This is a genomic window from Micromonospora sp. R77 (assembly GCF_022747945.1).
In the GTDB taxonomy this organism is placed as follows: domain Bacteria; phylum Actinomycetota; class Actinomycetes; order Mycobacteriales; family Micromonosporaceae; genus Micromonospora.
The window spans coordinates 730220-752883 of sequence record NZ_JALDST010000001.1 but is presented as its reverse complement, the minus strand read 5'-3'; the positions used below and the strand labels follow the sequence as shown (position 1 = coordinate 752883).

Annotated in this window: 25 protein-coding genes and 1 pseudogene; 16 read left to right on the top strand and 10 right to left on the bottom strand. The window is 73.1% G+C overall.

The window, feature by feature from the left end; translation table 11 throughout:
• Positions 1–38 precede the first annotated feature (38 nt).
• The 9 genes from sufD (at position 39) to MRQ36_RS03180 (ending at position 7544) form a co-directional block, all read left to right on the top strand.
• Positions 39–1181 (top strand): Fe-S cluster assembly protein SufD, encoded by a 1143-nt coding sequence (gene sufD, locus MRQ36_RS03220; RefSeq protein WP_242792610.1) that lies wholly within the window; start codon positions 39–41, stop codon positions 1179–1181.
• A complete protein-coding gene (locus MRQ36_RS03215) occupies positions 1181–1507 on the top strand; it encodes a non-heme iron oxygenase ferredoxin subunit (protein ID WP_242792607.1) in 327 nt (108 codons plus the stop codon). The genes sufD and MRQ36_RS03215 overlap by 1 nt, the downstream gene beginning before the upstream one ends.
• Entirely contained in the window at positions 1507–2280 is a 774-nt protein-coding gene (gene sufC / locus MRQ36_RS03210; protein WP_242792605.1) for a Fe-S cluster assembly ATPase SufC, read from the top strand. The genes MRQ36_RS03215 and sufC overlap by 1 nt, the downstream gene beginning before the upstream one ends.
• 6 nt (positions 2281–2286) lie before the next feature.
• Positions 2287–3591, top strand: coding sequence for a cysteine desulfurase (locus MRQ36_RS03205; RefSeq protein ID WP_242792603.1), 1305 nt, complete (start codon positions 2287–2289; stop codon positions 3589–3591).
• Positions 3591–4064, top strand: a complete 474-nt coding sequence (gene sufU, locus MRQ36_RS03200; RefSeq protein WP_242792601.1) for a Fe-S cluster assembly sulfur transfer protein SufU — start codon at positions 3591–3593, stop codon at positions 4062–4064. The genes MRQ36_RS03205 and sufU overlap by 1 nt, the downstream gene beginning before the upstream one ends.
• Positions 4061–4459 carry a metal-sulfur cluster assembly factor gene (locus MRQ36_RS03195; RefSeq protein ID WP_242792599.1) on the top strand — a complete coding sequence of 133 codons (399 nt, stop codon included), beginning with the start codon at positions 4061–4063 and terminating at the stop codon, positions 4457–4459. Before sufU ends, MRQ36_RS03195 begins: the two co-directional genes overlap by 4 nt.
• Positions 4460–4874: 415 nt before the next feature.
• Complete coding sequence (locus MRQ36_RS03190; protein ID WP_242792597.1) at positions 4875–5507, top strand: LysE family transporter; 633 nt, start codon at positions 4875–4877, stop codon at positions 5505–5507.
• Between the two features lie 24 nt (positions 5508–5531).
• The gene (locus MRQ36_RS03185; protein ID WP_242792595.1) at positions 5532–6170 is read left to right on the top strand and encodes an acVLRF1 family peptidyl-tRNA hydrolase; all 639 of its coding nucleotides are present in this window, start codon (positions 5532–5534) and stop codon (positions 6168–6170) included.
• 159 nt (positions 6171–6329) lie between these two features.
• Entirely contained in the window at positions 6330–7544 is a 1215-nt protein-coding gene (locus tag MRQ36_RS03180; protein ID WP_242792593.1) for a hypothetical protein, read from the top strand.
• 88 nt (positions 7545–7632) lie between these two features.
• Here MRQ36_RS03180 and MRQ36_RS03175 read toward each other — a convergent pair whose 3' ends face one another.
• Positions 7633–8550: a neutral zinc metallopeptidase gene (locus tag MRQ36_RS03175; protein WP_242800800.1), complete on the bottom strand. Its 918-nt coding sequence runs from the start codon at positions 8548–8550 to the stop codon at positions 7633–7635.
• A 249-nt stretch (positions 8551–8799) separates the two neighbouring features.
• Here MRQ36_RS03175 and MRQ36_RS03170 point away from each other — a divergent pair, with 249 nt between their 5' ends.
• Positions 8800–10404 (top strand): ABC-F family ATP-binding cassette domain-containing protein, encoded by a 1605-nt coding sequence (locus MRQ36_RS03170; protein WP_242792591.1) that lies wholly within the window; start codon positions 8800–8802, stop codon positions 10402–10404.
• Positions 10405–10542: 138 nt separating this feature from the next.
• Here the strand turns inward: MRQ36_RS03170 and MRQ36_RS03165 are convergent, their stop codons facing one another.
• On the bottom strand, positions 10543–11145 hold the full coding sequence (locus tag MRQ36_RS03165) for a cadmium resistance transporter (RefSeq protein ID WP_242792589.1): 603 nt from the start codon (positions 11143–11145) through the stop codon (positions 10543–10545).
• A gap of 205 nt (positions 11146–11350) precedes the next feature.
• Here MRQ36_RS03165 and MRQ36_RS03160 point away from each other — a divergent pair, with 205 nt between their 5' ends.
• From MRQ36_RS03160 to MRQ36_RS03150, 3 genes are all read left to right on the top strand, one after another.
• Complete coding sequence (locus tag MRQ36_RS03160; protein WP_200212706.1) at positions 11351–11578, top strand: helix-turn-helix domain-containing protein; 228 nt, start codon at positions 11351–11353, stop codon at positions 11576–11578.
• Positions 11579–11624: 46 nt separating this feature from the next.
• Positions 11625–12392 (top strand): enoyl-CoA hydratase/isomerase family protein, encoded by a 768-nt coding sequence (locus tag MRQ36_RS03155; RefSeq protein WP_242792587.1) that lies wholly within the window; start codon positions 11625–11627, stop codon positions 12390–12392.
• Between the two features lie 112 nt (positions 12393–12504).
• The gene (locus MRQ36_RS03150; protein WP_242800799.1) at positions 12505–14487 is read left to right on the top strand and encodes an ABC transporter ATP-binding protein; all 1983 of its coding nucleotides are present in this window, start codon (positions 12505–12507) and stop codon (positions 14485–14487) included.
• A 9-nt stretch (positions 14488–14496) separates the two neighbouring features.
• Here the strand turns inward: MRQ36_RS03150 and MRQ36_RS03145 are convergent, their stop codons facing one another.
• The 7 genes and pseudogenes from MRQ36_RS03145 to MRQ36_RS03115 form a co-directional block, all read right to left on the bottom strand.
• Complete coding sequence (locus MRQ36_RS03145) at positions 14497–15030, bottom strand: SET domain-containing protein (RefSeq protein ID WP_242792584.1); 534 nt, start codon at positions 15028–15030, stop codon at positions 14497–14499.
• Positions 15027–15593: a G/U mismatch-specific DNA glycosylase gene (gene mug / locus MRQ36_RS03140; protein ID WP_242792582.1), complete on the bottom strand. Its 567-nt coding sequence runs from the start codon at positions 15591–15593 to the stop codon at positions 15027–15029. The genes MRQ36_RS03145 and mug overlap by 4 nt, the downstream gene beginning before the upstream one ends.
• A complete protein-coding gene (locus tag MRQ36_RS03135; protein WP_242792580.1) occupies positions 15590–16351 on the bottom strand; it encodes an SDR family oxidoreductase in 762 nt (253 codons plus the stop codon). The genes mug and MRQ36_RS03135 overlap by 4 nt, the downstream gene beginning before the upstream one ends.
• 42 nt (positions 16352–16393) lie before the next feature.
• Positions 16394–16825: pseudogene (locus MRQ36_RS03130) on the bottom strand (hypothetical protein).
• Between the two features lie 146 nt (positions 16826–16971).
• Positions 16972–17802, bottom strand: a complete 831-nt coding sequence (locus tag MRQ36_RS03125; RefSeq protein ID WP_242792578.1) for a DUF692 domain-containing protein — start codon at positions 17800–17802, stop codon at positions 16972–16974.
• On the bottom strand, positions 17799–18719 hold the full coding sequence (locus tag MRQ36_RS03120) for a TIGR04222 domain-containing membrane protein (protein ID WP_242792576.1): 921 nt from the start codon (positions 18717–18719) through the stop codon (positions 17799–17801). The genes MRQ36_RS03125 and MRQ36_RS03120 overlap by 4 nt, the downstream gene beginning before the upstream one ends.
• 103 nt (positions 18720–18822) lie before the next feature.
• Complete coding sequence (locus tag MRQ36_RS03115) at positions 18823–19395, bottom strand: TetR/AcrR family transcriptional regulator (RefSeq protein WP_242792574.1); 573 nt, start codon at positions 19393–19395, stop codon at positions 18823–18825.
• Between the two features lie 88 nt (positions 19396–19483).
• On the opposite strand from MRQ36_RS03115, the gene MRQ36_RS03110 reads away from it, so the two are divergent.
• The 3 genes from MRQ36_RS03110 (at position 19484) to MRQ36_RS03100 (ending at position 22155) form a co-directional block, all read left to right on the top strand.
• Positions 19484–20344 (top strand): carbon-nitrogen hydrolase family protein, encoded by an 861-nt coding sequence (locus MRQ36_RS03110; protein ID WP_242792572.1) that lies wholly within the window; start codon positions 19484–19486, stop codon positions 20342–20344.
• Between the two features lie 55 nt (positions 20345–20399).
• Positions 20400–21044 carry an HAD family hydrolase gene (locus MRQ36_RS03105; RefSeq protein ID WP_242792570.1) on the top strand — a complete coding sequence of 215 codons (645 nt, stop codon included), beginning with the start codon at positions 20400–20402 and terminating at the stop codon, positions 21042–21044.
• 181 nt (positions 21045–21225) lie between these two features.
• Entirely contained in the window at positions 21226–22155 is a 930-nt protein-coding gene (locus MRQ36_RS03100) for a serine protein kinase RIO (protein WP_242792567.1), read from the top strand.
• Between the two features lie 64 nt (positions 22156–22219).
• Here MRQ36_RS03100 and MRQ36_RS03095 read toward each other — a convergent pair whose 3' ends face one another.
• On the bottom strand, positions 22220–22468 hold the full coding sequence (locus MRQ36_RS03095) for a DUF2630 family protein (protein WP_242792565.1): 249 nt from the start codon (positions 22466–22468) through the stop codon (positions 22220–22222).
• Positions 22469–22664 lie beyond the last annotated feature (196 nt).

The window sequence follows — 22664 nt, the reverse complement described above, 5'->3', positions numbered from 1 at the left end:
ACCAGGCCCCCGACGGAACAGCACAGACCAAGGAAGAGATGACTACCCAGGCTTCCGCGCCGCCCAGCACCAAGTCGCAGGCGCTCCGCTCGTACGACGTCGCCGACTTCCCGGCCCTGACCGGCCTGGAGGAGGAGTGGCGTTTCACCCCGCTCAAGCGCCTGCGCGGCCTGGTCGGCGACGCGCAGGCCGCGACCGCCACGGTCCGGCACGAGTACGGTGACCTGCCCGAGGGCGTCACCGTCTCCCGGATCGGCTCCGACGACCCGCGGGTGGGCAGCGTGCTCACCCCGGTCGACCGGATCAGTGCGCTCGCGCACGGGGCGGCCGACGGGGCGCTGCTGGTCGAGGTCGCCCGGGACGCCGTGGTGTCGGCGCCGGTGAGCCTGCGGGTGGTCGGCGACGGCGCCCAGGGCGTGGCCTTCGGGCACACCTTCGTCGAGGTCGGCCGGTTCGCCGAGGTGACCCTGGTGCTGGAGCACGTCGGCTCGGCCACCCTGGCCGACAACGTCGAGGTGTCGGTGGCCGACGGCGCGAAGCTGACCCTGGTCACCGTCGCCGACTGGGCCGACGACGCCGTGCAGGCGCAGCACCTGAAGGTGAAGCTGGGCCGGGACGCCAAGGTGATCCACGTCCAGGTCAGCCTCGGTGGCGACCTGGTCCGGCAGTACACCAGCGTGGAGTACACCGGCCGGGGCGGCGAGGCCGAGCTGTACGGCGTCTACTTCGCCGACTCGGGCCAGCACCTGGAGCACCGCCAGCTGGTCGACCACACCGTGCCGGACTGCCGCAGCTACGTCGGCTACCGGGGCGCCCTGCAGGGGGCCAGCGCGCACACCGTCTGGGTGGGTGACGTGCTGATCCGGGCCGAGGCGACCGGCACCGACACGTACGAGATCAACCGGAACCTGCTGCTCACCGACGGCGCGCGGGCGGACTCCGTACCCAATCTGGAGATCGAGACCGGCGAGATCGCCGGCGCCGGCCACGCGAGCGCGACCGGCCGCTTCGACGACGAGCAGTTGTTCTACCTGATGGCCCGGGGCATCCCGGAGGGTGAGGCCCGGCGGCTGGTGGTCCGCGGCTTCTTCGCCGAGCTGATCAACAAGATTCCGGTCGAGGAGCTGCGCGAGCGGCTCGGCGACGCGATCGAGGCGCGGCTGGCCAAGGCGGGCGCCTGATGATCCGGATCTGTTCGACCGAGGACCTGCCGAAGGGCAGCGTGATCAGCGCCGACGTGGACGGCACCAAGCTCGCCCTGGTGCACGGCGAGGACGACCGGTTCTACGCCGTGTACGACGAGTGCTCGCACGCCGCCGTCGCCCTCTCCGAGGGGGAGGTCGAGGGGTGCACGCTGGAATGCTGGCTGCACGGATCCCGTTTCGACCTGCGTACGGGTGAGCCCACCGGTCTCCCCGCCACCGAACCCGTTCCCGTCTATCCCGTCGAAGTCCGCGACGGCGACATCTACGTCAGTCTGACGCCGAGCAATGGAGTGACCCGCTGATGAGCACCCTGGAGATCCGCGACCTGAAGGTGTCGGTCAAGCTGCCCGAGGGTGAGCTCAAGCCGATCCTGGATGGGGTGAACCTGACCGTGCGGTCGGGGGAGACCCACGCCATCATGGGCCCGAACGGCTCCGGCAAGTCCACCCTGGCGTACTCGATCGCCGGCCACCCCAAGTACGAGATCACCGGCGGCTCGGTGACCCTCGACGGCGAGGACGTGCTGGCCATGTCCGTCGACGAGCGGGCCCGCGCCGGCCTCTTCCTGGCCATGCAGTACCCGGTCGAGGTGCCCGGCGTCTCCGTCGCCAACTTCCTGCGTACCGCGAAGACCGCCATCGACGGCGAGGCGCCGAAGCTGCGCACCTGGGCCGGCGAGCTGCGCGGGGCCATGCAGAAGCTCCAGATGGACCCGGCGTTCGCCCAGCGCAACGTCAACGAGGGCTTCTCCGGCGGTGAGAAGAAGCGGCACGAGATCGTGCAGCTGGAGCTGCTCAAGCCGAAGATCGCCATCCTCGACGAGACCGACTCCGGCCTCGACGTGGACGCGCTGCGCGTGGTCAGCGAGGGCGTGAACCGGGTGCGCGACACCGGCGACACCGGCCTGCTGCTGATCACCCACTACACGCGCATCCTGCGCTACATCAAGCCCGACTTCGTGCACGTCTTCGTCGCCGGCCGGATCGTCGAGCAGGGCGGCCCGGAGCTGGCCGACAAGCTCGAGGAAGAGGGCTACGAGCGGTACGTCGCCGGAGCCGGCGCGGCCCGGGCCTGACCCACGATGACCTCCCTGACCATCCCGGCGGGCATGCCGCAGTACGACGACGTGCCCCGCTTCGACGTGGCGCGGGTGCGGGCCGATTTCCCGATCCTGGACCGGGAGGTCAACGGGCACCCGCTGGTCTATCTCGACAGCGCCAACACCTCGCACAAGCCGCGTCAGGTGCTCGACGTGCTCGCCGAGCACTACGCGAGGCACAACGCCAACGTGTCGCGCTCGGTGCACACCCTGGGCACCGAGGCGACCGAGGCGTACGAGGGGGCGCGGGCGAAGATCGCCGCGTTCGTCAACGCGCCGAGCGTGGACGAGGTGGTGTTCACCAAGAACTCCACCGAGGCGATCAACATCGTGGCGTACGCCTTCTCGAACGCCTCGCTGCGTCCGGACGCCGACCCGCGCCTCCGGATCGGCCCGGGCGACGAGATCGTGATCTCCGAGATGGAGCACCACTCGAACATCGTCCCGTGGCAGCTGCTCGCCGAGCGGACCGGCGCGACCCTGCGCTGGTTCCCGCTCACCGAGTCCGGCCGGCTGGACGAGTCGGGGCTGGTGGAGCTGGTCACCGAGCGGACGAAGATCGTCTCGCTGGTGCACGTCTCCAACATCCTCGGCACGGTCAACGCGACCGCGCGGATCACCCAGCGGGTCCGTGAGGTGGGCGCGCTGCTGCTGCTCGACTGCTCGCAGTCGGTGCCGCACATGCCGATCGACGTGGTCGACCTCGACGCCGACTTCATCGTCTTCACCGGCCACAAGATGTGCGGCCCGACCGGCATCGGCGTGCTCTGGGGCCGGGGCGAGCTGCTGGCCGCGATGCCCCCGGTCATGGGCGGCGGCTCGATGATCGAGACGGTGTCGATGGCGCGGTCCACGTTCGCGGCGCCGCCGGCCCGGTTCGAGGCGGGCACCCCGCCGATCGCCGAGGCCGTCGCGCTCGGCGCGGCCGTCGACTATCTCACCGGGGTCGGCATGCGGGCCGTCCAGTGGCACGAGAAGGAACTGACCGCGTACGCGTTGGACGCCCTGGCCACCGTCCCCGGCCTGCGGATCTTCGGTCCGACGGTGCCGGTCGGGCGGGGCGGGACGATCTCGTTCGCGCTGGGCGACATCCACCCGCACGACGTCGGGCAGGTCCTCGACTCGCTCGGTGTGCAGGTGCGGGTGGGTCACCACTGCGCCAAGCCGGTCTGCACCCGGTACGGCGTACCGGCCATGACGCGGGCCTCGTTCTACCTGTACACCACGACCGAGGAGATCGACGCCCTGGTGTCGGGTCTGGAGCAGGTGCGGAAGGTGTTCGACTGATGCAGCTCGAATCTCTCTACCAGGACATCATCCTGGACCACTACAAGCACCCGCACGGCCGTGGCCTGCGTGACGCCGACGACCCGGGCGACCGGGTCGCCGAGGCGCACCACGTCAACCCGACCTGCGGTGACGAGATCACCGTCCGGGTGGCCACCGACGGCGACGCGCTGCACGACATCTCGTACGACGGCATGGGCTGTTCGATCAGCCAGGCGTCGGCGAGCGTGCTGCACGAGCTGCTGCGCGGTCGGGACGCGGGTGAGGCGTTCGCGGTGCACGCGGCGTTCGTCGAGTTGATGTCCGGCCGTGGCCAGGTCACGCCGGACGAGGACGTGCTCGGTGACGGGGTGGCGTTCGCGGGTGTCGCCCGCTACCCGGCCCGGGTCAAGTGCGCGCTGCTGCCGTGGATGGCGTTCAAGGACGCCGCGGCACGCGCCGGTGTGGGCGTGAGCCCGGAGGTGAAGGCATGAGCGAAGAGACCAGCACGCCGGAGACCGGCGCGGTGGCGACCGACGGTTCCGCGCCGGCGACCGACGGGCGCAAGGCCGCCGTCGCCGACATCGAGGAGGCGATGAAGGACGTCGTCGACCCCGAGCTGGGCATCAACGTGGTCGACCTCGGTCTGGTGTACGGCGTGCACGTGGACGACGAGAACGTGGCCACGCTGGACATGACGCTCACCTCGGCGGCGTGCCCGCTGACCGACGTGATCGAGGACCAGGCCCGGCAGGCGCTGACCACCGGCCCCGGCGGGGGACTGGTCGACGACATTCGGATCAACTGGGTGTGGCTCCCGCCGTGGGGCCCCGACAAGATCACCGACGAGGGCCGGGACCAGCTCCGCTCCCTCGGCTTCAACGTCTGACCGCAGTTCGCCGGTCACCGGGCGCGGTTCCCCTCCGGGGGCACCGCGCCCGCGCCGTGCAGCCCCTCCCTGGGCACCATCCTCCTTCGCCGAGCCCTCGCCGCATGATCGTCTGCACGTCCCGGCTCCGACACGCCGTCCGGGAGTGCCGGCAACATCAGACGATCTTGTCCCGCCGCGACCCTTGTCCCGCCGCGACCCTTGTCCCGCCGCGACCCTTGTCCCGCCGCACGAGGGTGGGCACGGAGCGGCTGGTCGGGGCGGTGGCGAAATCCGATTTCGCCGCAGGTCCGCGCCGGCCAGAATGGCCGGGTGACCGTTCTCCGCAGCTGCCCGCCCCTGTCCACCCACGCCCTCGTCGGCGGGGCGCGACAGCAGACGGCACCTGTCGGAAGGCGGTCCGGGCCCACCCGTCATGGGTGACGCGTTCCTCGCCGGTCTGGTGGCCGGCTACGGCGTCGCCATCCCCGTCGGCGCCATCGCGATCCTCATCCTCGGGCTCAGCGCGCGTACCTCCTTCCGGGTCGGTGCCGCCGCGGCCCTGGCGGTGGCCACCGCCGACGGCCTCTACGCGGCCGTCGCGGCACTCGGCGGCGCGGGACTGGCCGGGGTCATCGCCCCGGTCGCCGGCCCGTTGCGGGTGATCGCCGCGTTCGTGCTGCTGGGGCTCGCCGTACACGGTCTGCGCTCCGCCTGGCGGGCCCGGCGACCGGCGGCCGTCGCGCCCACGCCGGCGCGGACCGGTCTCACCACGCCGGTCCGGGCCTTCGCCGGTGTGCTGGGGCTGACCCTGCTGAACCCGACCACCGTCGTCTACTTCGCGGCACTGGTGCTCGGCCGGCGGGACACCGCCGAACCGGACGCCACCACCGCCGGACTCTTCGTCGCGGGCGCGTTCCTGGCCTCGGCGAGCTGGCAACTGCTGATCGCGGGCGGCGGCTCGTTGGTCGGCCGCGCGCTGGCCGGACCCCGCGGCCGGCTGGTCACCGGGCTGGTCTCCAGCGCGCTGATCGCCGGGCTCGCGGTCGTCACCCTGCTGCCGGGTTGACCGGGCGTGCCGTACGGTCGAGCGGTGACCAGCCGACCCGCAGCCGGGGGCGGCCGGTGGGTCGAGGTCGACCCGACCCGCGTCGCCCGCTGGGTCGAGGGCTTCGCCGACCGGCACGGCCCGCCCACCACCACCGTCGAGGGGTACGGGCTGCTGCTCGCCGCCCCCGACGGCGCGACCGCCGAGCTGCACACCCCGCCGGGTGCGCCGCCCACCCCGGACGTGCCCGGGTTCGTGGCGGCGGCCGGCGCACCCCGTCGGCTCGGCCTGCTGCTGGCCCGCAAGGGCGCGGTGGCGGTCGGGGTGGCCGAGGGCGCCGAACTGGTCGTCTCCAAGGTGGACACCCGCTACGTGCAGGGCCGTACCGCCGCCGGTGGGTGGTCCCAGCAGCGGTTCGCCCGGCGGCGCGACAACCAGGCGAAGGCGGCCCTGGCCGACGCGGCGGAGCTGGCCGTACGCCTGCTGCTGCCGGAGGTGTCGAACCTGGCGGCCCTGGTCTGCGGTGGCGACCGGCGGGCGGTGGAGACCGTGCTGACCGACCGCCGGCTGGCCCCGCTCGCCGCGCTGCGCGCCGGCCGCCTCCTCGACGTCCCGGAGCCCCGGCACGCCGTCCTGGTCGCCGCCGTCACCGCCGCCCGAGCGGTCCACATTCTGGTCCGCTGAACGGCAAAGTTCCTCCCAAGAGGGTCAATCCCATCCGCCGGTAGTGCATCGAGTTGAGCCGATGCATAGGGTCGGTGCGACGAAGAGGTGGGTCTCCGGGCGACCCGCCAGGGCAGCTTCGTCGTCCAGGCACCGACATCGTTGGGAGAGAACACCCTCATGAACACAGATCAGTACGGTCGGCTGCGGGCCCGGTGGCGCCGTGCGACCCGGCTCCTCGCCGCCGCCGCGGCGATCTCCACCGGAGCCGTCGTGCTCACCGCCGCGCTGACGGTCGGCACCGCGTCCGCGGCCGTCAGCCCCGTCGAGCGCGGCACCCTGGCCGCCCCGACGGTCACCAGCGTCACCGCGGGCACCGCACACACCTGTGCCGTCACCGGCGACGCCGGGCTGTGGTGCTGGGGCGCGAACTACAGCGGCCAGCTCGGCGACGGCACCACCACGAACCGGAGCACCCCCGCGCGGGTCGGTACCGCCACCTGGGCCGCCGTCGACGCCGGCGCCAGCCACACCTGCGGGGTGCGGACGGACGGGACGCTGTGGTGCTGGGGCAGCAACTACCGGGGCCAGCTCGGAGACGGGACGACCACGAACCGGAGCACCCCGGTGCAGGTCGGCACCGCCACCACCTGGGCCCGGGTCAGCGCCGGCTACGAGCACACCTGCGCCGTCCGTACCGACGGGACGCTGTGGTGCTGGGGCTTCAACCGGACCTCCCAGCTGGGCGTCGGCACGTCGCCCTGGACGGCGACCAGCCCGTTGCAGGTCGGTACGGCGACCACCTGGGCGAGCGTCACGACCGGCTTCGCGCACACCTGCGCCCTCCGTACCGACGGGACGCTGTGGTGCTGGGGTTACAGCTCGGACGGGCAGCTCGGTCTCGGCATCCTGGGCTCCCAGACGACGCCGGCGCAGGTCGGCACCGCGACCGGCTGGACCGGTGTGACGGCCGGGTACGCCCACACCTGCGGGGTCCGCGCCGGCACCCTGTGGTGCTGGGGTGAGAACGGGTACGGGCAGCTGGGCGTCGCCACCGCCTACCAGACCACGCCGGTCCAGGTCGGCACGGCCACCAACTGGAGCCGGGTCGGCGCGAGCGCTGACGCGTCCTGCGCGGCCCGCACCGACGGCAGCCTGTGGTGCTGGGGCAAGAACACGTCCGGTCAGGTGGGCGACGGCACCACCGTTCACCGGTCCACGCCCACCCGGGTCGGCACCGCCACCACCTGGACCGACGGTGTCGACGTCACCGAACACGCCTGCGCGATCCGCACCGACGGCAGCCTGTGGTGCTGGGGCGCGAACGGTGGGGGCGAGTTGGGCGACGGCACCACCACCGGACGGTCCACCCCGGCCCAGGTGACCCTGAGCTGACCGCCGGCGGTAGATAGTGCTGTGCCGTCGGCCTGACCGCTGTCCATGGTGGCAGCGGCGCAGGCCGACGGCACGGATACCGGGGTCGTTACTGGCTGCTGCCGAAGGTGTCGCAGGCCTTCGGGTCACCGGTCGAGTAGCCCTTGGTGAACCACTGCTGGCGCTGCTCCGACGTGCCGTGGGTGAACTCGTCCGGGTTCACCGGGCGGCCGGCACGCTTCTGGATCGCGTCGTCACCGATCTTCTCAGCGGTGTCGATGGCCTGCTGGATGTCCTGCTCGGTGATGCTCTTGAAGATCTTTTGACCCTGCGCGTCCGAGGTGCCGGTGGCGTTCTTCGCCCAGGCGCCGGCATAGCAGTCGGCCTGCAGCTCCAGCTTGACCGAGAGCGCGTTGGCGTTGTTCGGGTCGCGCTGCTGCTGGCGGCGCATCTGCGCCTCGGTGCCGAGCAGGTCCTGCACGTGGTGGCCGTACTCGTGCGCCAGCACGTACGGCTGGGCGAACTCACCCTCGGCGCCGAGCTGGTCGGCGAGCAGCTTGTAGAAGGTCAGGTCGATGTAGACCAGGTCGTCGGCCGGGCAGTAGAACGGTCCGACGCCGGAGTCGGCCTGCCCGCAGCCGGTGTTCACGCCCTGGCTGAAGAAGACCGTCTTGGACGGCTTGTACTGGTCGCCGAAGACCTCCGGCATCGCCTTGGTCCAGTACGCCTGGATCGAGTTGACGTAGAGGGTGTTGCGGCAGTCGAGCTGCTTCAGGGCGTCCTGCGCCGAGCACTTCTGCTCCAGCGAGGTGTTGTCGCCCGCGTCGGATCCGCCGCCGCCGTTGGTCGCCGCGTTGAGGCCGAAACCGCCGCCGACCAGGGCGACGAGCACGGCGATGATGATGCCCACGATCCCGCCCCGGCCACCGCCGATCGGGATCGGTATGCCCATCCCCCCGCCGCCACCGGATCCTCGCCGATCGTCCACCTGGCTGGTGTCGACCTGCGCGTTCTCGTTCAGCTCCATGTTGACCCCGATCACCGATTAGTCCGTGTGTGGTGGTTGCGGTACCGGACCGGGTCCGGACGGCGAATTCGGTACCCGATGATCTTGCCCGGTAATCCGCAGGAGCGACAGACGACGCCCGGTACACTTGTCGGGTGCTGCGCTGCGAAGGCTGAACGGCCCCGCGCCGACGGGAAGAGGAAAACCCGCCGGCGCTTTCGCGTGCCCTGAGTCAGCCCTTCCGGAACCCCGAGAGCGAGTACCGCCACCATGATCACTGCCACCGGCCTGGAACTGCGCGCCGGTTCCCGGATCCTGCTGTCCGACACCACGCTGCGGGTGCAGCCGGGTGACCGGATCGGCCTGGTCGGCCGCAACGGCGCGGGCAAGACCACCACCCTCAAGGTGCTCGCGGGGGAGGGCCAGCCGTACGCCGGCCAGATCGACCGGCGCAGCGCGATCGGCTACCTGCCGCAGGACCCGCGGACCGGTGACCTGGAGGTCACCGGCCGGGACCGGGTGCTCTCCGCGCGCGGCCTCGACGTGCTGATGGCGCAGATGAAGGAGCTGGAGGCGAAGCTCGCCGAGGACACCGACGAGAAGCTGGTCCGCCGCTACGGCGCGCTCGAGGACCAGTTCGCCGCCCTCGGCGGGTACGCGGCCGAGGCCGAGGCGGCCCGGATCTGCTCGAACCTGGGCCTGCCGGACCGGGCCCTGGCGCAGACCATCGGCACCCTCTCCGGCGGTCAGCGCCGCCGCATCGAGCTGGCCCGGATCCTGTTCCGCGACGCCGGTGAGAACGGCGGCGGCATCCTGCTGCTCGACGAGCCCACCAACCACCTCGACGCCGACTCGATCACCTGGCTGCGGGGCTTCCTGGCCAACCACAAGGGTGGCCTCATCGTGATCTCCCACGACGGCTCGCTGCTGGAGTCGGTGGTCAACAAGGTCTGGTTCCTGGACGCCACCCGCTCGGTCGTCGACGTCTACAACCTGGGGTGGAAGGCGTACCTGGAGGCGCGGGAGACCGACGAGCGGCGCCGCCGCCGGGAGCGGGCCAACGCCGAGAAGAAGGCCGGCGCGTTGATGGCCCAGGCCGACAAGATGCGGGCCAAGGCCACCAAGACCGTCGCCGCGCAGAACATGGCCCGCCGCGCCGAGAAGCTGATCTCCGGTCTGGAGGAGGTGCGCCACGCCGACAAGGTGGCCAAGGTGCGCTTCCCGACCCCGGCCCCGTGCGGCAAGACCCCGCTGACCGCGAGCGGGCTGTCGAAGTCGTACGGGTCGCTGGAGATCTTCACGGACGTCGACGTGGCGGTGGACCGCGGCTCCCGGGTGGCCATCCTCGGCCTCAACGGCGCCGGCAAGACCACCCTGCTGCGGATGCTCGGTGGCCTGCTGGAGCCGGACACCGGCGAGGTGCGCCCGGGGCACGGGCTGCGGCTGGGCTACTACGCCCAGGAGCACGAGACGCTGGACGTGGACCGGACGATCCTGGACCACATGCGTAGTGCCGCGTCGGAGCAGACCGACACGGAGCTGCGCCGGATCCTCGGCGCGTTCCTCTTCTCCGGTGACGACGTGGACAAGCCGGCCGGCGTGCTCTCCGGTGGTGAGAAGACCCGGCTGGCCCTGGCCACGCTGGTCTGTTCCGGCGCGAACGTGCTGCTGCTGGACGAGCCGACGAACAACCTCGACCCGGTCAGCCGCGAGCAGGTGCTGGACGCCATCGCCCGCTACCCCGGCGCCATCGTCCTGGTCACCCACGACCCGGGCGCGGTCCTGGCCCTCAAGCCCGACCGCGCCATCCTCCTCCCCGACGGCGACGAGGACGCCTGGTCCGACGACCTCCTCGAACTCGTCGAACTAGCCTGACCCCCCACCCCCACCCCCCACCCCCCCACCCCCCCGCCCCCCTCGCTGCGTTGATCATGAGGTTGGCGGCAGTTTCGGAGATCCACATCGCCGCCAACTCCATGATCAACGGCGATCGGGTCTGGCCGGGTGGGTGGGTCAGGGGAGGAGGGTGGTGAGGTGGGGGAGGACGCCGGAGGTGAGCAGGATGGTCGCGCCGATGGCGATGAAGACCGCCGGCACCAGCCAGTGACCGACCCGGCCGACCAGTCGGACCACTCCCGGGTGGCTGCCGAGCAGGGCGGCGACGGCGCACCAGACCGCGACCAGCGCGGCGAAGACCAGCAGCCAGACCAGGCCGGCGGTCGGGTCCAGGGAGCGGAAGACCGGCACGTAGACGGCGATGTTGTCGGACCCGTTGGCGATGGTCACCCCGGCCACGCCGAGCAGGCTGCCCACCACGGCCGGCGGTTCGTCGTCGTCGGCGCGGCGGACCAGGGCACGGATCCCGAGCCCGATCGGCAGCAGGCCGAGCAGGCCGGTCCACGGGTCGGGCACGACCAGCAGCCCGGCGGCGACCACCACCGCGACGGCGACCAGCGTGCCGATGCCCAGGTACTGCCCGGCCACGATCTGCCAAGGACGGGGCCGGCCGGCGCCGCGGGCGGCCACGAAGAGCACGGTGAGCACGACGACGTCGTCGAGGTTGGTCGCGGCGAAGACGGCGGCCGCGCCGGCTGCGGCGGCGAGGGGGTCGGTCACGCCGGGCAGGGTACGGCCCCACGCCGCAGTCGGCGCAGCACGGGCGATCGTACGGCGACTGGTAGCCAGGATCACGCTATCGGGAAGTTGACATCGCATAGCGTGTCGGTTGGCGAAGAGTTGATATCTAGCGCATGATCGTCGGAGGCGGTCTAATAGGTGGGACCGTATCCGAACCGCACAGTCTGCGACGTGAGGAATCAGCATGGCCTCCACTGGCACAGCCACCAGCACTGAGAAGGGTCGCCGGATCGTCGGAGCCGAGCGTCAGACGCTCGCCAAGGACCTGGTAAAGCGGTACACCTCCGGGGAGAGCATCCGTGCGCTGGCGGCCTCCACCGGCCGCTCCTACGGGTTCATCCACCGGGTGCTCACCGAGTCCGGGGTGCAGCTGCGGCAGCGCGGCGGCGCCCGGCGCCGCAAGAAGGCGTGACCCGCCCACCAGCGTCGTCCATCAGCATCGTGCTCCGGGTCGTCCGGTGACCGCCGAGACGACCGGGGTACGACTCGACTGCGACGGGCCGGTTGCCACGGTCACGTTGTGCCGGCCCGACGTGCTCAACGCCCAGACCCCGGCCATGTGGCGCGCGATGAGCGACTTCTCCCGGGACCTGCCGGGCGACGTGCGCGTCGTGGTCGTACGCGCCGAGGGGCGGGCCTTCTCCGCGGGCCTGGACCTGTCGGTGGCCGGTGCCTCCGGCCCCGGGTCCTTCGCCGAACTCTCCACCCTGCCCGAGCAGGAGTGCGCGGACCGGATCGCCGAGTACCAGGGCGGCTTCACCTGGCTGCACCGACCGGACGTGATCTCGGTGGCGGCCGTGCAGGGGCACGCGATCGGTGCCGGTTTCCAACTCGCCCTCGCCTGTGACCTGCGGGTGCTCGCCGAGGACGCCAAGCTCTCCATGGCCGAGGTGACCCTCGGCCTCGTGCCGGACCTGGCCGGCACGAAGCGGCTGGTCGAGCTGGTCGGCTATGCGCGGGCACTGGAGATCTGTGCCACCGGCCGCCGGATGGACGCCGCCGAGGCGGACCGGATCGGCCTGGCCAACCTGGTCGTACCGACCGACGAGCTGGACGCGGCGGTGCGGGACCTGACCGCCGGTCTGCTCGCCGGCAACCGGGACGCCGTGGTGGAGATCAAGGCGCTGCTCGCGGGCGCCGGCGGACGCTCCCACACCGAGCAGCAGCGGGCCGAGCGGGAAGCCCAGACCCGCCGGTTGCGTGATCTCGCCGGCCGCGGAGAATAGTAAGGACCGTTCGGGAAGATCCGGGTTACTCGCGAGGTTGTCGTAGTCGTCGGGAGAATTGACCCGACGACGCGTGCTGCCCACGACCCGGAGGTGACGAGTGTCCAGTCCGATGCACGGCGGGGGCATGGCGGGCTGGAGCATGCTCCGGTCGATGCGGAGCAGCGACGAGGTCTCCGGACACCAGCTCAAGCGCGGCACCGCCAAGCGGATCGTCGCCTTCGCCCGACCCTACCGGCGCGACATCGTCGTCTTCCTGGTCACCGTGGTCATCTCCGCGGTCATCGGGGTGGCGACCCCGGTGCTCGCCGGTGACGTGATCAACGCGATCAACCGGGGCGGCACCGAGGCCGGCTCGGTGGTGGTGCGGCTGGCCCTGGTGATCGCCGCGCTGGCGGTCGCCGACGCGCTCTTCTCCCTCGTCCAACGGTGGTACTCGGCCCGGATCGGCGAGGGAATCATCCTCGACCTGCGCACCCGGGTCTACGACCACGTCCAGCGGATGCCGCTGCAGTTCTTCACCCGGACCCAGACCGGCGCCCTGGTCAGCCGGCTCAACAACGACGTGCTCGGTGCCCAGCGGGCCTTCACCTCGACGCTGTCCGGGGTGGTCAGCAACGTCATCCAGCTGGTGCTCACCGCCGGCGTGATGTTCACCCTCTCCTGGCAGATCACCACGCTCTCGCTGATCCTGCTACCCATCTTCATCATCCCGGCCCGCCGGGTCGGCAAGCGGCTCGCCGAGATCACCCGGGAGTCGTACAACCTCGACGCGAAGATGAACGCGACGATGACCGAGCGGTTCGGCGTGGCCGGGGCGCTGCTGGTCAAGCTCTTCGGCTCGCCCGAGGTCGAGGCACGCCGCTTCGCCGGCCGCGCCGAGCGGGTCCGCGACATCGGCATCCAGTCCGCCATGTACTCGCGGACGTTCTTCGTGGCGATGCTGCTGGTGGCCTCCCTGGCCCAGGCCCTCACCTATGGTCTCGGCGGCTGGCTCGCGGTCACCGGTGCGGTCAGCGCGGGCACCGTGGTGACCCTGGCGCTGCTGCTCACCCGCCTCTACGGCCCGCTGACCGCGCTCTCCAACGTCCGGGTCGACGTGATGAGCGCCCTGGTCTCCTTCGACCGGGTCTTCGAGGTGCTCGACCTGCACCCCGGCATCGAGGAGAAGCCGGGCGCGGTGCCGGTGCCCCGGGGCAACGGCCGGGTCGAGTTCCGCGACGTGCGGTTCCGTTACCCGAGCGCCGCCGAGGTGTCGCTGGCCTCCCTGGAGGAGGTCGCCACCCTGGACCGTACGGTCAACGAGCCGGTGCTCAAGGGCGTCTCGTTCGGCGTCGAACCGGGGCAGATGGTGGCCCTGGTCGGCCCGTCCGGCGCCGGCAAGTCCACGCTCTCCATGCTCATCTCCCGGATCTACGACGTCAGCGACGGCCAGGTGCTGGTCGGTGGGGTCGACGTCCGGGACGCCACCCTCGCCTCGCTGCGCGACGAGATCGGCGTGGTCACCCAGGACTCCCACCTGTTCCACGAGACCATCGCGGAGAACCTGCGTTACGCCAAGCCCGACGCGACCGACGACGAGATCTGGGCCGCGCTCGCCGGGGCGCAGGTCGCCGACCTGGTCCGCTCGCTGCCCGACGGGCTGGAGACGACGGTCGGGGAGCGGGGCTACCGCTTCTCCGGCGGTGAGAAGCAGCGCATCGCCATCGCCCGGCTGCTGCTGAAGGCCCCGTCGATCGTGATCCTCGACGAGGCCACCGCTCACCTGGACTCGGAGAGCGAGGCGGCGGTGCAGCGGGCGCTGTCCGTGGCGTTGACCGGGCGTACCGCACTGGTGATCGCGCACCGGCTCTCCACGGTCCGGGACGCCGACCAGATCCTCGTCCTCGACGGGGGGCGGATCGTCGAGCGGGGCCGGCACGACGAGTTGGTCGCCGTCGGCGGCCTCTACGCCGAGCTCTACCGCACCCAGTTCGCGGTCGCCGACTCGCCGACCCCGTACGCCGGACCGGAGCAGCCGGAGCCGGTGGTGCGGACCGTGCCGATGGGCGAGTACGTGGCACAGGAGGCGCTGCCCCCCGCCGTCGCGAACTGACCCGGCCGGCTAGTCCCACTCGCCCCGGATGCGGGCGAGCAGGCCGGGCACCCAGTGCTCGCCGTAGCGCTCCCGCAGGGCCGGCAGTCGCCAGTCGTCCCCGGTCACCACGCCACGGCAGAGCGCCGAGCCGCAGCGGCAGGACATGGTGAAGCCCGGTTCACCGGTGCTGGTGCCGTAGTCGTTGGTCAGCTCCTCGCCGGCCGCGATCTCCCGCCGCGTCGCCAGCTCGTACGGGCCCACCCACCACAGGTTCGGGTCGCAGCTGTGGTTGCCGTAGCCGCTGGGACGCCGAGGCGGCAGCACCAGGTGCCGGTCCGTCCCCTCGGTGATGCTGTCCACGTACGGCCGCGCGGGGTCCCGGGCGGCGGCGTCGAGGAGGCCCGCGAGCTGCCGAGTCGGGACGAGTCGGCCACCGAGTCGGGACACCACCTCGCCGGCTGCCATCGGCACGCGGGCGAACAGTCCCCGCCCGGCGATCGAGGAACGCCCCACCACCACGTCCGGATGCAGCCAGCAGTCCGGCTCGGGTACCGGGATCACGTCGCCACCCCGTCGACGTTGGCGGCGCGCAGCTCGCCGAAGGCGGCACCCAGCGTCTCGGCGGTGAAGTGCGCGTTCAGCCCGCTCGGGTTGGGCAGGACCCAGAGCCGGGCTCCGGCCAGCAGCTCCGGCTGGGGCCCGAAGGTGGCCTTCGGCCGGGCGAACCCCACCCGGTACGCGGTCACCCCGACCACCGCCACCCACCGGGGCCGGTACCGGGCCACCTTGGCGGTCAGCAGCTCCGCGCCGGTCAGCAGTTCCGCCGCGCTCAGCTCGTCGGCGCGGGCGCTGGCCCGGGCCACCATGTTGGTGATGCCCAGCCCGAGGCCGAGCAGCTCGTCCTGCTCACTCGGGTCCAGCTGGCGGGGCGTGAAACCGCCGCGGTGCAGCGCCGGCCAGAACCGGTTGCCCGGCCGGGCGAAGTGCCACCCGGTGACCGCCGACCAGAGCCCCGGGTTGATCCCGACGAAGAGCACGTCCAGCCCGGGACCGATCAGGTCCGGAATGGTCCGGTCGGCCGCCGCCGCCAGCTCGTCCCTGGTGGGCCGCGGGTGGGCGGTCACAGGGTGCGGAGGGCGCCGCCGTCGACCGGGACGGTGACGCCGGTGACGAAGCTGGCGGCCGGGGAGAGCAGGAACGCGGCCACCCGGCCGAACTCGGCCGGCGCGCCGATGCGGCCGAGCGGGATGGTCGCCTCGGCCTCCTTGCGGGCCCGTTCGGCGTCGCCCGTGGCGGCGAAGAGCTCCCGGTTGCGGTCGGTGAGGATCCGTCCCGGCAGCAGGCCCACCACCCGTACGCCCCGGGGGCCGTACTCGTCGGCGATGTCCTTGGCCACCCCGGCCAGGCCGGGGCGCAGGCCGTTGGAGATGCCCAGGCCGGGCACCGGGCCGCGGGCGGAGGTGGAGAGGACCAGCCCGATCGCGCCCCCGTCGGTGAGGGCGGCGGCGACCGTCCTGGCGGCGCGGACGGTGCCGAGGAAGACGGTCTCGAAGGACTCCCGCCACTGTTCGTCGGTGACCTGGGCGGCGGTGCCGCGAGGCGGGCCGCCCACCGAGATCAGTGCGCCGTCGAGGCGACCGAACTGTTCGCGGGCCGCGGCGACGAGCCGGTGCGGCGTGCCCGGGTCGGTCAGGTCGGCGGTCAGCCCGATCGCCCGGTCCGGGCCGCCGAGCGCGTCGACGGCGGCGGCCACCCGCTCGGGGGCACGGGCCGAGATCACCACCTTCGCGCCGTCGGCCACCAACTGCTCGGCGGTGGCGAGGCCGAGGCCGCCGGAGGCACCGGTCAGCACGTACACCCGGTCGGCGAGTCCGAGATCCATGCCGTCGATCCTGCCGTACCCGGTGCGGGTGCGCAGCGGGGGTCAGCCGGCGGCGGGGCGAAGCAGGCGTACCCGACCGGCGAGCTGCACCGCGACAGCCGCCGGCCCGGGCGACGGCCGGCAGCCGGCGGGGCCGGGGGCGGTCCGACCGTCGTAGCGGGTGGCCGCCTCCCGGGCGACCAGCTCGTCGGCGCCCAGCGGCGGCAGCGTGCCCCGGTCGCGCAGCTCGCGGGCCAGGTCCCAGCCGTCTCGGAGCGAGCCGTTGGTGGGGCGGCCGGCCGCCCAGTCGGCGAAGGTCTCCGGCCAGTCGGCGCCGTGGCCGGCGGCGAGCAGCGGCCAGTGTCGGGCCACGTCGCCGGCCCGCTTGCGCAGCAGGGCGCGGCGGGCCGCGTCGACCGGGGCCGGGTCGAAGCCGGGCGGCGTCGGGGCACCGGCGACCAGGGCCGCGACCAGCGCGGCCTGCCGCGCGGCCAGGTCCCCGCCGGCTCCGGTCGCCCCGCCGGCTCCGGTCGCTCCGCCAGGTCCGGTCGATCCGTCGGGTCCGGTCGATCCGTCGGGTCCGGTCGGCCCGCCGGGGGCGGCGTCCGTGCCGGTGCGACCCGGCGGTCGTTCGGGGCGGGTCATGTGACCACCGGGAAGCCGCTAGCGGTGGCGAGGGCATCCAGCTCGCCGCGCAGCTCCGCCGCCGGCGGGTAGCAGCCGTCGCGTTCCAACAGCAGGGCCGGCGGCCGGCGGCGCGCGCACAGGTCACGCACCAGGTCGAGCACCTCGGCGGGGACCGGGTCGGTGTGCGTGTCGTGATAGAAGCCGCCCTGCTCGGCGCCGCCCGCGACGTGCACGTAGGCGATCCGCTCCAGCGGCAGCCGGTCCAGCAGGGCCGCCGGGTCACCGCCCCGGTTGCGTGCGTTGGCGTGCACGTTGGCGATGTCGAGCAGCAGCAGCGCCCCGGTGGCGTCCAGGATCTCGGTCAGGAAGTCGGCCTCGTCGAGTTCGTCGTCCGGCCAGTCGAAGAGCGCGGCGATCGGCTCCAGGGCGATCGGCACCGGCAGCTCCGCCTGCGCCCGCCGCACGTTCGCCACCACCGCGGCGACCGCCTCCCGGCTGCGCGGCAGCGGCAGCAGGTGCCCGGCCTCCAGGCCGCCGGCCCGGACGAACGCGATGTGCTCGCTGACCAGCGGCGCGTCGAGCGCCGCCGCCACCTGGGCCAGGTGGGACACCCGGGCGGCGTCCACCGGCTCCGCGCCGCCGAGCGACAGCTTCACCCCATGGGGTACGACGGTGACGCCGCGCTCGGCCAGCTCGGCCAGCTCGGGCGGGAGCGGGCCGGTCGCCGCGACCGTCTCCGCCACCACCTCGACGAAGCGCAGTCCGGGCAGCCCGGCCACGAAACCGGCGATCTCCGGCCGCCAGCCGATCCCGATCCCGGACGGGTCGGTCCCGGGCGTCGTCATCCGCCGCACCCGCCTCCGCCGCCGCACCCGCCGCCCCCGCAGGAGCTGCCGCCCCCGCAGGAACTGCCGCCGCTGCACGAGGTGCCACCGCCGCACGAGCTGCCCGACGAGCCGGTGCCGCTCATCGCCTGGCGCTGCACCTCCGCCTGGGCGGCGAAGCCGGGGTCCATCGCCCAGATGGTGGCGGTGCCGAAGAGGGCCACCCCCATCGCCGCGTCGGACGGCCCGTAGGTGGCGTAGGCGGGGGCGACGGCGGGTCGCAGGAAGCTGTGCCGGCGGCGCAGCTCGCGCAGCTCCCGGTCGGCGGCGCGGGTGCGCCACGGCACCCGGGCCAGCAACAGGGACACGACGACGAGCGGCACCAGGGTGAGCATCAGGAAGCCGGCCGGCCGCCCGTGGGAGAGGCCGGTGACCAGCCGTGCCACGCCGATCAGGACGAGTGCGCCGAGGAGTACCGAACCGAGCCGGACGGCGTTGCGGCGCTCGGGGGAGAGGGTCAGGCCGCGCTGCTGGAGGCCGTCGCGCAGCTGGTCCAGCGCGCGGACCACCCACTCGTCGCGGCGCAGCTCGCGGGCGGTGAGGTGCCGGGCGGCCGCGTTGTAGATCGCCTGGTCCAGGGGGGTGGCCCCGACCGGCATCGTCGCGCCGGTGGTGAGGCGCCGGTCGGGGCGTACGTCGACCGCACCGCTGCGGCGCAGGCCGCCGAGCGCGGTCCAGACGGCGAGCTGGTCACCCCCGTTGAGGTAGGCGACCTGCTGGGGACCGAGTGGAGCGCCGGCCGTCGACGTGCCGGCCAGGGCGGTGAGCCGGTGGATCAGGCTGCCGACGACCAGCACGGCCGCCGCCAGGAGGTACCACCGCAGGAAGACGGGGCCGGGGATGCCCCAGGTGTCGCCGGGTGCCGCGAGGACCGCCATGTTCTGCTCCTGTCGCGAGGGGTACGCGGCCCTATTGTGGAGCAGCCCCGCCAGGGCTGATCCGGCCGGCCGGTCGAGTTACCGGACCGAGATCCGGTGCCGGTCAGCGGCGGCGGACCGCCTCCTCGACGAGGTCCAGCACCGGCCCCAGGTCGCCGGCCGGTCGGCCCATCGCCAGGTGCAGCACCAGACCGTCGTAGGCCAGCTCCAGGAACTGGGCCAGCACGTCGATCGGTACGTCCTCGCGCAGCACACCGGCCTCCCGCTGGCGGATCAGCCGCTCGCGGGTGGCCTCCGCGATGGCCGCCGAGCGTTCCGCCCAGCGGCGGGCGAAGGCCGGGTCGGTACGCAGCCGCCGGGAGACCTCCAGCTGGCTGCCGAGCCAGCCGGTGGTGTCCGTGGAGCCGGCGCGGGCGAGCAGGTCCCGCATCACCTGGACCAGGCCGTTGCGGGCGACCGTCTCCACCATGGCGGCGGCGTCGTCTTCGGCGACGGCGAGGAAGAGCGAGTCCTTGTCCCGGAAGTGGTGGAAGATGGCGCCGCGGGAGAGGCCGGTCGCCTCCTCCAGGCGGCGTACGGTGGCGCCTTCGTAGCCGTGCCGGGCGAAACACGCCCGCGCGGCGCCGAGGATCTCCTGCCGGCGCGCGTCGAGCTGGTCCTGACTTACTCTGGGCACGGGTCGATCGTGTCAGGTGCCCCGGGCCGACGCAAACCGTACGTACGGCTTGGGATCGGGGCGGGTCGTCCCGGTCTACGATCACCCGGTGACCCCGGCAGCCCCGTCCCCCGCGCACCCGTTGACCGTGGCGACCGTGCAGGCCCAGCCGGTCCCCGGTGACCTCGCCGGCAACGCCGTCGCCGCCGCCCGGTGGACCGACCGGGCCGCCGCGGCCGGTGCCCGGCTCGCCGTACTGCCCGAGCTCTTCCTGCCGGCGTACCACCCGCCGACCCTGGCCGCCGACCCGGCCGGCACCGACCTGGCCGCGACGGCCGACCAGGCGGTGGACGACCCGCGGCTCGATCCGCTGCGGCAGGCCGCCCGGGACGGCGGGACGACCGTGGTGCTGGGTGCCTCGGTCCGCCACCCCGACGCGCGGCGGACCATCTCCTCGCTGGTCGTGGACCCGTCCGGGGCCGTCCGGGTGGCGTACGACAAGCAGCAGCTCTGGGGCGGCGAGCGCGACCTCTTCGACGCCGGCCGACGCGGTGCCACCCTGCTCGTCGACGACTGGCGGCTCGGCCTCGGCATCTGTTACGACGGTTGCTTCCCCGAGCACGGCCGGGCCGCCGCGGCCGACGGCGCGCACGGCTACCTCTGCCCGAGCGGCTACCTGGCCGGCTCGGCGCACCGGCGCGACCTGTACTACGCCGCCCGGGCCCTCGACAACACCATGTACGTGGTCTTCGCCAACGCGGTCGGTGGCGCCGACCCGTGGCGGTTCAACGGCGGCGCCGCCGTGTACGACCCCGAGGGGCGCCCGCTGGCCCGGGGTGCCGACACGGGGGAGGACCTCCTGGTGGCCAACCTCGACCCGGCCGCGCTCGCGGCCACCCGGGCGGCGCACACCATGCTCACCGACCGGCTTCCCGACCAGGGCCCGTCCCGGACGGTGCTGCGCGGCTGACCCGGGGGCGACTCGGCCCTGTCGGCGGCCGGTCGAAGTCCCGTAAGGTGCCCGAGTGCCGCTGCTCCTGCTCGACCTGGACAACACCCTGCTCGACCGGGCGGGGCCGTTCCGTGCCTGGGGTGAGCGCTTCCTGGCCGACATCGGCGCACCGCCCACCGACATCGACTGGTTGCTCTCCGTCGACGCGGACGGGCTGACCGACCGGTGGGACGTCGCGGACGCCATCCGGGACCGGTACGCGCTCCGCATCCCCTCCATCGACCTGGTCGAGGAGCTGCACGACGGGGTGGCGGCGAACACCCGGCTCGACCCGCTGGTCGCCTGCGCGCTGCGGATCGCCGACGACGCGGGTTGGGTGCCGGTGGTGGTGACCAACGGCGCGACCCGCCAGCAGGACGCGAAGATCCGCGGTACGGGGCTGGACCGCTACGTCGCCGACTGGGTGATCTCCGAGGAGGTCGGGGTCAGCAAGCCCAACCCGAGGATCTTCGCGCTCGCCGCCCAGCGGGCCCGGCTGCCGCTGCGCGGGGCGTGGGTGGTGGGCGACAGCCCCGAGGCGGACATCGGGGGCGCGGCGGCAGTGGGCCTGCCCAGCGTCTGGCTGCACCGGGGCCGCAGCTGGTCGGACACCCGGTTCGCGCCGACCCGCACGGTGGACGGGCTGATCGCCGCGGTGGCCGTGGTCCTCGGCGGCTGAGCGGGCCGCCGCCGCCCTGGCCGAAAATCGGTTGACCACGACGCGGGCGTCCGATGAGCATGGGGCCGCGCGAGTGCGCTGCCGGGTGACACCCGGTCGAGGAGAGGAGGTCGGTCATGGCCGTCTTTGCAGGGTCGTTCCACCTGCCTCCATCAGCCTCGATCGAAGGATCAACCCCACCTTGCGTGACAACGACATCCCGGCGCACGAGCGCCGTGGCCGCGGCAGGCGCCGCTTCGACGACGACGAACCCTCCTTCCTGAAGCGCGGCCGGTCCGCCGAGCCGGCCCTCGCCGAACCCGACGACGAACCCGGTCCCGAGGGCGGCTGGTCCTCCTGGGACCAGGCCGTGCACGGACCGGAACCGCACCCCGAGTGGCTGGTCACCGAACTGGCCGCGAAGGACGCCGAACTCGGCGTGCTCAAGACCGGCAAGGAGGCGGACGTCCACCTGGTCCGCCGCGCCGTGCCGGGCACCGACCGGTCCTGCCTGCTGGCGGCGAAACGCTACCGGGACGCCCAGCACCGGCTCTTCCACCGCGACGCCGGCTATCTGGAGGGCCGTCGGGTCCGCCGGTCCCGGGAGAACCGGGCCATGGCGGGGCGTACCGCCTTCGGTCGGCAGATGATCGCCGGGCAGTGGGCGGCGGCCGAGTTCGGCGCCCTCGCCCGGCTCTGGGAGATCGGCGCCGCCTCCGGGCGGATCGCCGTGCCGTACCCGGTCCAGCTGCTCGGCACCGAGCTGATGCTGGAGTTCGTCGGGGACGCGGCGCAGGGCCAGGCGGCACCACGGCTGGCCCAGCTACGCCCCGACGCCGCCGGGCTGCGCGACCTGTGGGACCAGCTCGTCGACGCCCTGGTGGTGCTGGCCCGGGCCGGCTACGCCCACGGCGACCTGTCCCCGTACAACCTGCTGGTGCACCGGGGACGGCTCGTGCTGATCGACCTGCCGCAGGTGGTCGACGTGGTGGCCAACCCGCAGGGGGCGGAGTTCCTCGCCCGCGACGTCCGGGTGGTCGCCACCTGGTTCGTCGCCCGCGGCCTGCCGGCGTCGGACGCCGACCCGGCCGCGCTGACCGAGGTGCTGCTGCGCGAGGGCGGCCTGCGCTGAGCGTGGCCGTCCCGGGCGGGTCCACCCGCCCGGGACGGCCACGTCCGTCCGACCGGACGGCGGGTCACTGCAGGTAGCGCTCCACCTCCGACAGGGGCCGCTCGCCCTGGGCGTCGGGGTCGCCGTGCGCCTGCCGGGCCGCCCGGCGGCGACGCAGCAGGTCCCAGCACTGGTCCAGGGACTCCTCCAGCGCCCGCAGCCGTTCCTTGGCCTCGTCGTCGGTGCCGGACTCGTGCTCCTGTGCGGTCGAGCGGAGCCGGTGCTCCTCGTCGACCAGTTCGGAGATCCGGTTCAGGATGGTCTTGTCGTCCATGCCCCTGAGCCTGGCACAGGGGGCCGCGGCGCGCCCACGTTCCGACCGGCCGGCACCCCGATGTTCCACTTGCGGAATTCTCACCGCGAGCACGTCTGGAGGATATCTCGCGTCAGTGACATAGTCATGACCCACCGGAGCGGCCGACTCCACAACTGACAGCCGATGTGGACGTGACGTGCCGAGACGACGAGGG